At 68.9% G+C, this 6,694-nt stretch carries 4 protein-coding genes; all 4 read right to left on the bottom strand.

The window, feature by feature from the left end:
* Nucleotides 1–409: 409 nt before the first annotated feature.
* The 4 genes from dnaE to AB0M29_RS44715 all read right to left on the bottom strand — a co-directional run bounded on the left by dnaE (nucleotide 410) and on the right by AB0M29_RS44715 (nucleotide 5,930).
* A complete protein-coding gene (gene dnaE, locus AB0M29_RS44730) occupies nucleotides 410–3,868 on the bottom strand; it encodes a DNA polymerase III subunit alpha (RefSeq protein ID WP_365393528.1) in 3,459 nt (1,152 codons plus the stop codon).
* A gap of 260 nt (nucleotides 3,869–4,128) precedes the next feature.
* Nucleotides 4,129–4,326 (bottom strand): hypothetical protein, encoded by a 198-nt coding sequence (locus AB0M29_RS44725; RefSeq protein WP_365393526.1) that lies wholly within the window; start codon nucleotides 4,324–4,326, stop codon nucleotides 4,129–4,131.
* A 381-nt stretch (nucleotides 4,327–4,707) separates the two neighbouring features.
* Entirely contained in the window at nucleotides 4,708–5,475 is a 768-nt protein-coding gene (locus AB0M29_RS44720; protein ID WP_365393524.1) for a Ku protein, read from the bottom strand.
* 41 nt (nucleotides 5,476–5,516) lie between these two features.
* Nucleotides 5,517–5,930, bottom strand: a complete 414-nt coding sequence (locus AB0M29_RS44715; protein WP_365393522.1) for a hypothetical protein — start codon at nucleotides 5,928–5,930, stop codon at nucleotides 5,517–5,519.
* Nucleotides 5,931–6,694: the final 764 nt, after the last annotated feature.

Genomic DNA, 6,694 nt, shown 5'->3' with positions numbered 1-6,694 from the left:
CGACCGGTTCAGGCACGGACTCGGGCTCGATCGTCATCTCACTCACTTGGCGTCTCCATGATCAACAGATCCGCCGTTTATTAGACACTCCCTACGCCTACAGCAAAGGCAACGGCATTGGGTTTAGGGGGTGGTGGGGAGGGGTTGTGCACGGCGCGGCGGAGTTGCTCGAGTTTGGGTGCAAGATACGGGTGGGGTCGTGTCGGTAGCGTCCGTCGGCGTAGCTGCGGGCCAGTCCGCGGAGTTCGAGGTGCATTCCGGCGGGCCGGGCGGTGGTGGCCCGTCTGGAGTGGGTTGGCCGGTGTGGCTGGGGCGTAGGTCTCAAGGTGGCGTCTGGCCACACTGTGCTTCTCGCCGGTCGTACCGATACGCAGGCGGATAGCGTGCTTGCGCCCAGGGCGGGTGCCGTTCATCCGGCTGATCCTGGGCTTCGGTGGCCGAGTTTGCTCAGATCGGCGGCTCGGGTGCCTGCGGGTTGGAGGTCGCTGCCGGGGTGGAGGCGGGCTCCTGCGGTGCCGTTGGTCAGGGTGCGCTGAGGTTGGGCCGGGGTGGGTTGCGGTTTGTCGGTGTCGAGGAGGGTGAGGGCGGCTTCGGGTCCGTGGTCGCGGCGGGTGTTGGCGATCTCGTCGAGGTCCCACACCATCGAGCCGACGATGGTGCGGCGTCGCCCGCGGACTTGGACGGTGCCGCGGACGAGGAGTAGGGCGCTGTGGAAGATGGTGTGGGCGCAGGCGTCGTGGGAGTCTTCGAAGAACGCCAGGTCGACCAAGCCGTATCCGTCTTCGAGCGTCACGAAGATGACGCGCTTGCCGGACGCGATGGGTGGGGTCTGTGTGGATGCCCGTACCCCTGCGACGAGGACGTGTTGTCCGGCGCGCAGGTCGGCCAGGTGCTTGGCGTCGACCGCGCCGATCTCCCGCAACAGCCGGTGGTGGTGCTCCATCAGGTGTTGGGTGACGTCGATGCCGAGCACGTGGAGTTCTGCCCCGAGGGTTTCGCGGCTGGTCATTTCCGGCAGCCCTGACGGCTGTGCTGCGCCGATCGCCTCGGTGCTCAGTGGCAGTTGGCCGTCGCCGGGGGTGCGGCCCCGCGTCTGGCGGTGGAGTTCGTTGATGTGCAGGAGCAGGTCGCGGCGGGTGAGCTTCCCGTCGTGCAGGCAGGTGAGTGCGCCGATTTCGGCGAGGCGTTCGGCGACGGGCCGGCTGGGGCGGGCGCGTTGCCAGAAGTCGCCCAGCGATCCGTAGGGTTGGCCGCCCGTGATGCGGGTGCATTCGTCGTCGGTGATGCCGCGGACTTGGGACAGGGCGAGCCGGACGCCCCACCGATCGGTGTCGACGTGTTCGATGGTGTGGGTGGGTTTTGAGTGGTTGATGTCGACGGGGAGGATGGGTATGTCGTGGTGGCGGGCGTCGGCGACGATCACGCGCTTCGGCCACATCCCCGGGTCGTGTTCCAACAGCCCCGCATAGAGCGCCGCCGGATGGTGCGCCTTGAGCCAGGCGGACTGCAGGGCGGGCGCGGCGAAGGCGACGGCGTGGGCGCGGCAGAACCCGTAGGCGCCGAACGCTTCCACCGTCTTCCACACCTCCTCCCGCACCGCCGCGTCATACCCGCGGGCGCGGGCTTCGCGGTGGAACCAGTCCCGGAGTCTGGGGAGCCGTTCTTTGTCGGCGAGTGCGCGGCGGGCCATCTCGGCCAGGGCGCGGTCGCAGCCGGTGAGGACCGACAGGGTTTCGATGATCTGTTCGTGCCAGATGGTGACGCCGTAGGTGTCGGCGAGTACGGGTTCGAGGTCGGGGTGGGCGTAGGTGGGGGTGGTGCCGTGGCGGGCGGCGATGTACCGCTCGGGCATGCCGCCTGCGACTGGCCCTGGGCGGAAGAGGCTGATGTCGGCGATGACGTCTTGCGGGTCGCGCGGTTGCAGGCGGGACAGCAGGTCCTGCTGGCCGGGGGATTCGAGTTGGAACATGCCGATGGTGTCGGAGCCTTGAATCATTTTGAAGGCGAAGAAGTCGTCCAGCGGGACCTGCCGGGCGTCGTCGAGGTCGATGCGCTCACCCGTGGTGCGCGCGATCTCCGTCACCGCGTGGGCCATCGCGGACTGCATCCGCACCCCCAGCACGTCCAGCTTGATCAGCCCCAGTGCTTCGACTTCTTCTTTCGCGGCTTGGACCATGGGGTACTGGCCCTGGGGGGTGGGTTGGACGGGTAGGCGGTCCAGGAGCGTGGCGTTGGTGATGATGACGCCGCAGGGGTGCATGGCCATGCCGCGGACCAGGGCGTCCAGTCCTTCGGCGAGCTCCCACAGGGGCCCGTACTTCTCGGTGTCGGCTGCGAGCCGGCGCAGTTCTGGCAGTTCTGCCAAGGCGCTGGTGATGTCGCAGGCCCGCAGATGCGGGAAGGACTTGGCGATCATGTCGACCTCGTGCGGGGCGATCCCCAGGGCGAGTCCGGTGTCGCGCAGGGCGTGGCGGGCGCGGTAGGTCTCGGGCATCGCGGTGACCGCGACCCGCTCATGGCCGAAGCGGTCGAAGATCGCGTCGTAGCATTCCAGGCGGCGGGCGGATTCCACGTCGATGTCGATGTCGGGAAGCGACGCCCGCCGCACGGACAGGAAGCGTTCGAAGAGGAGTTTGTGGTCGAGCGGGTTGGCGGTGGCGATGTGCAGGGCGTGGCACACCATCGAACCGGCACCGGATCCGCGGGCGGCCACCCGGATGCCCAGTTCCCTAAAGTCGGCGACGACCTGCCCCACTGCCAGAAAGTAGGGGTCGTAGGCCAGGCGGCTGATCACCTCAAGTTCCTGCTCCAGCCGGTCGAGGGCTGCCTGGTCGCGGTCCAGGCCGCGGTCGACCATCCCGGCCTGGCAGCGCTGCCGCAGCAGCCGGCCTGCACCACCGGGATCGGGGTCGGCGCCGACGACCTGCGGTTCGGGGAAGTGCGCACTGCCCACGCCCAGGTCATCGGCAGCGTCAACGCGGCAGCCGTCCGCGGTGGCGGCGGTCTCCGCGAGCAGCCGGCCGGCCCGGGACGGGTTCATCCCGGCGCACTCCACGATCTTCCTGGCGACCGCGGCCATCGCGCCGGGGTCTTTGAGCCACCGCTGCCCGGAATCCACGTGTCGGTGGTCGATCGGCCGCAGCAACCGGGCAGCGTCCAGCACGTCGGCCAGGGGGTGCTGGCCGGGGTCTGCGTAGCGGACGGCGTTGGTCAGCACCGCGGTGGTGCCGGTGCGGTCGGCCAGGGCGACGGTGCGGGCGGCCAGCCGCAGTGAACCGGGTCCTGTCCCGGCCTGGCCGTGCCACACAGACTCGAGCCGCACCCCGTCACCGAAGACCTCCTGCCACGGGCCCAACAACGCCGCCGCGGCATCCTCACGCCCGGCAGACAGGGCCCGCACCGGCTCCGAGGTGGGCCCGAGGAGCGCCACCAGGCCCGGGCCGCCGTACTCCCGCAGCGCCTGCCACGACACCACCGGCCGCCCGGCACCCGCACCTGCAGTACCGACGTGCGCGGCCGAGGTGATCCGGCACAGCCGGCCCCAGCCCGCCCGGTCGGCGGCGAGCAGCACGAAGCGCAGCGGTGGCTCGATGACGTGCGCCCCGCCGCGCACCGGGGTACGGCGGCGCGGACCAGTAGGGCCAGGCGCGAGCGGCTCTACTGCGAGGTCGATGCCGAAGAGCGGGCGGATACCGGCCTGCTCGCAGGCGCCGGCGAAGCGGACCGCGCCGGTGACGGTGTCCCGGTCGGTCAGCGCCAGCGCGTCCATTCCCCGCTCAGCAGCCCGCGCGGCGAGCTGCTCGGGGTGGGAGGCGCCGTAGCGGGGTGAATAACCGGAGGCGACGTGCAGATGCGCGAACTCCGCCATGCCGCACCTCCACCACAATCATCCACCCCTTATCTAAGGATCCATGAAGATTGTCTAGAACTGGTATTCGATTAGCTTAGCGCGGATCACCCCGGTCGGCGAATCGAAACCGCAGGTCAAGGCGGGGGAGAGGTAGGGGGAGTGGCGGCAGGACGCCGGGCGGATGCCGTCGGCTCGTCAGGACGCCAACGGTCACGCCAAGTTGCGCCTGTGTGCGGGGCGCGGTGCCAGCCCTTGTGGGGCGGACCGCGCCCGCGCGGCTAGTTCCGGACGCGCGGCTGCGGTCCGGACCTGCGGCCTGCCGCCGCGGCGGCGAGGACGGCGGCGATCTCGTCGTCGCCCTTGGACTCCTCGTGAGCCGGGGGTTCCCGGAACAGGTCCACCACGGGCGGCGCGGCGGTCGGAGTCGGCAGTGCAAGGGTGCGGTCACCGGGATCGGAGAACAGCGGTGCAGTCAAAAGGGGCCCCCTCGTTAATGGTGCCGGACAGCGTCCGGCGCCCGTTCCTACGCTTCAGTAGCAGTGCGGTCCTCCGGGCCACACCGCTTTCAGTCCCGCGCGGGCGTCGACCAGGGCCACGCCCGACAGTGACGACCAGGACCCATGGGACCCGATCTTTGCCGAGGTCTGCCGGATCTGCTCGCGCAACGCCTCGACTCGCTCGTACGTGCCCGCGGGCCAACCGTCGTGCGCCGGGTGCTCGCGGCCCCGCCGGTCCGTCCACGCCTGCGTCGGATCTACGCGTCGAGGTAGGTGGACACGCAACGGACGGTACACCTGTTCGAATTCAGGAAGCGAGAGCGCGACACGGAAAGGGACCACACGTGCGCCCGTGCGCCTCTACTGGTCGTGGTGGTGATGGGCTTGGCGGAGGCTTTCCTCCAGGGCCTGCATCAGGTCGACGACCGGCTGGGGCTCGGGGGGCTCCGTCCAGTGCTGGCCTTCAAGTTTGGCGGTGACGACCTGGTCGAGGGCTTCGCCGTACTGGTCGTGCAGGTCGGTGATGTCCACGCCGGCGAGCTGCTCGATCAGCATTTCGGCGAGCCCCAGCTCCTGCTCGGTGACCGGTGCCAGGGAGGCGATGTCGCCGGGGTCGCGGAGTTCCTGCGGCCAGCGAAGGCCGTGCACGACCAGGACACCCCGGCGGGGGCGGAGCACGGCCAGGCGCTCGCGGGTGCGTACGGCGAATTTGGCGATCCCCAGGCGGCCGGTGCGGGCGAGGGCTTCCACCAGCAGGGCGTACGGCCGCCCAGCGGCCGGGCCGTCGGGGGCGGCGTAGTAGCCGCGGTCGTACATCAGGGGGTCCACGTCGCCCGGCTCGACGAAGCCCACGATCTCGATCGTCTTGCGGGTGGCCAGCGGCAGGTGGTCCAGATCCTCGTCCGCCAGCACGACCACCCGCCCGTCAGGGGCCTCCCAACCCCGTGCGATCTCGCCTTCGGTGACTTCGCGCTCCTCGGCCTCGCACACGCGCCGGTGCCGGATCCGGGCCCCGTCGACGGCGTGTACCTGGTGCAGCTGCGGCCGCAGGTCCTCCGTCGCCGCGTGCAGGCGCACCGGAACACTGACGAGACCGCAGGTGACGTGACCTGACCACAGGGCGCGCATGATCCCACCCTGCGCCCGGGGCGGCATGGCCGCGCGGGTGCCTACTCCACCAGGGCGAGCACCCGCGGCCCTGGGACGCCCGAGGCATCCCAGCCCGGGAGCGGTGGGTTATTGCGCGCGTGCCGCCTGTGCAGCTCCTGCACGACGTCGTATCCGTTGCCCAGTCCAGCCTCAACCAGGGCGGCCCGCAGCGCTTCGGCCGCCGCGGTCACGGCAGCCATCAACTCCCCGTGCCGTTCATCTTCCGCAGGCGTCCCCGGCGGCAGCTGCCGGCGCTGCCAGGTGGCCAGAGCTTCGACTCGCTCGCCGACCGCCCGCGCCTGCGCGTCCCGCTCGTCAGCGTCCGCCACCCGCCGCGCGTCGACTTCCTTCCGATGCCGCTCCACGTCAGCCCATGCCTGATGGGATCGTTTCTGCAGCTCAACGAGGGAGTAGGGGAAGTCGATGTCGGCCATGGCGCGATGCTACGGGGAAGGTGCGGCACACGGGCTCGGTGGAAAGCGGGGCTCCTCGAGGTGGTGGGGCTCGCGAGCTTTCGAGCGACCGCGAAGCGGCTCGGCCTCGCCATCACGAGGCGCCCCGGTCCCGCACTACTCGCCTTTGTTCACCTGAATAGCAGGAACGCCCGACTCACCGGCCCGGGTGCTTTCTGCGCAATTCGTCACTAAACAGAGAGTAGTGATCGGTTACAGCGAGATACGGCCTTCGGATTCAGAAATTCGTGATACGCTCCGAATTGCTATCCGTGACTTTTCTGCGGCCTAGCATCGCTGCGCCGTGTAAACGTTGTCCTACACACGTAGAACGTAACACGAGGGGTGGTGATAAACAAACGGCTAACTATAAGGAACGAGCCTTACTATGAAGATACCTAACCGATCCAGCGCATCGTTGCTGCTTAAGGCCATCACTGAGACGAAGTACCTGGGCTTCGTCGCATGCTTCTGGTCGTCGCTCGCACTAACCCACCTCACGCAGAACTATCCGTGGGTGCTCGATACATCTCTCGCTTGCAGCACCATCTGGATAGTGTCGCTAGTGGCCCCACCGCTGGTCCTACTACTGACGACGGTGGGGGTTCCTGTGGGGATCCAGAGCTATCGGAGTAGGAGGTAACAGTCCACTGAGGTTTTCTCAGCGAAATGATCTTCGCGAGGTGCTGTGAAGTGCTCGTGAGTGGCCGGATCGGACGGCGGGACCCTGGGTGCGGGTAGACGTA

It is taken from the genome of Streptomyces sp. NPDC051976, assembly GCF_040680795.1.
Taxonomy (GTDB): Bacteria; Actinomycetota; Actinomycetes; order Streptomycetales; family Streptomycetaceae; genus Actinacidiphila.
The sequence above is the reverse complement of the archived record's forward strand: the minus strand, read 5'-3'. Positions and strand labels throughout refer to the sequence as shown.

Excerpts from the sequence above, each read along its gene's own strand:
- dnaE (WP_365393528.1), bottom strand. The coding sequence starts at position 3,868 with ATGGCGGAGTTCGCGCATCTGCACGTCGCCTCCGGTTATTCACCCCGC.
- AB0M29_RS44720 (WP_365393524.1), bottom strand. The coding sequence starts at position 5,475 with ATGCGCGCCCTGTGGTCAGGTCACGTCACCTGCGGTCTCGTCAGTGTT.
- AB0M29_RS44715 (WP_365393522.1), bottom strand. The coding sequence starts at position 5,930 with ATGGCCGACATCGACTTCCCCTACTCCCTCGTTGAGCTGCAGAAACGA.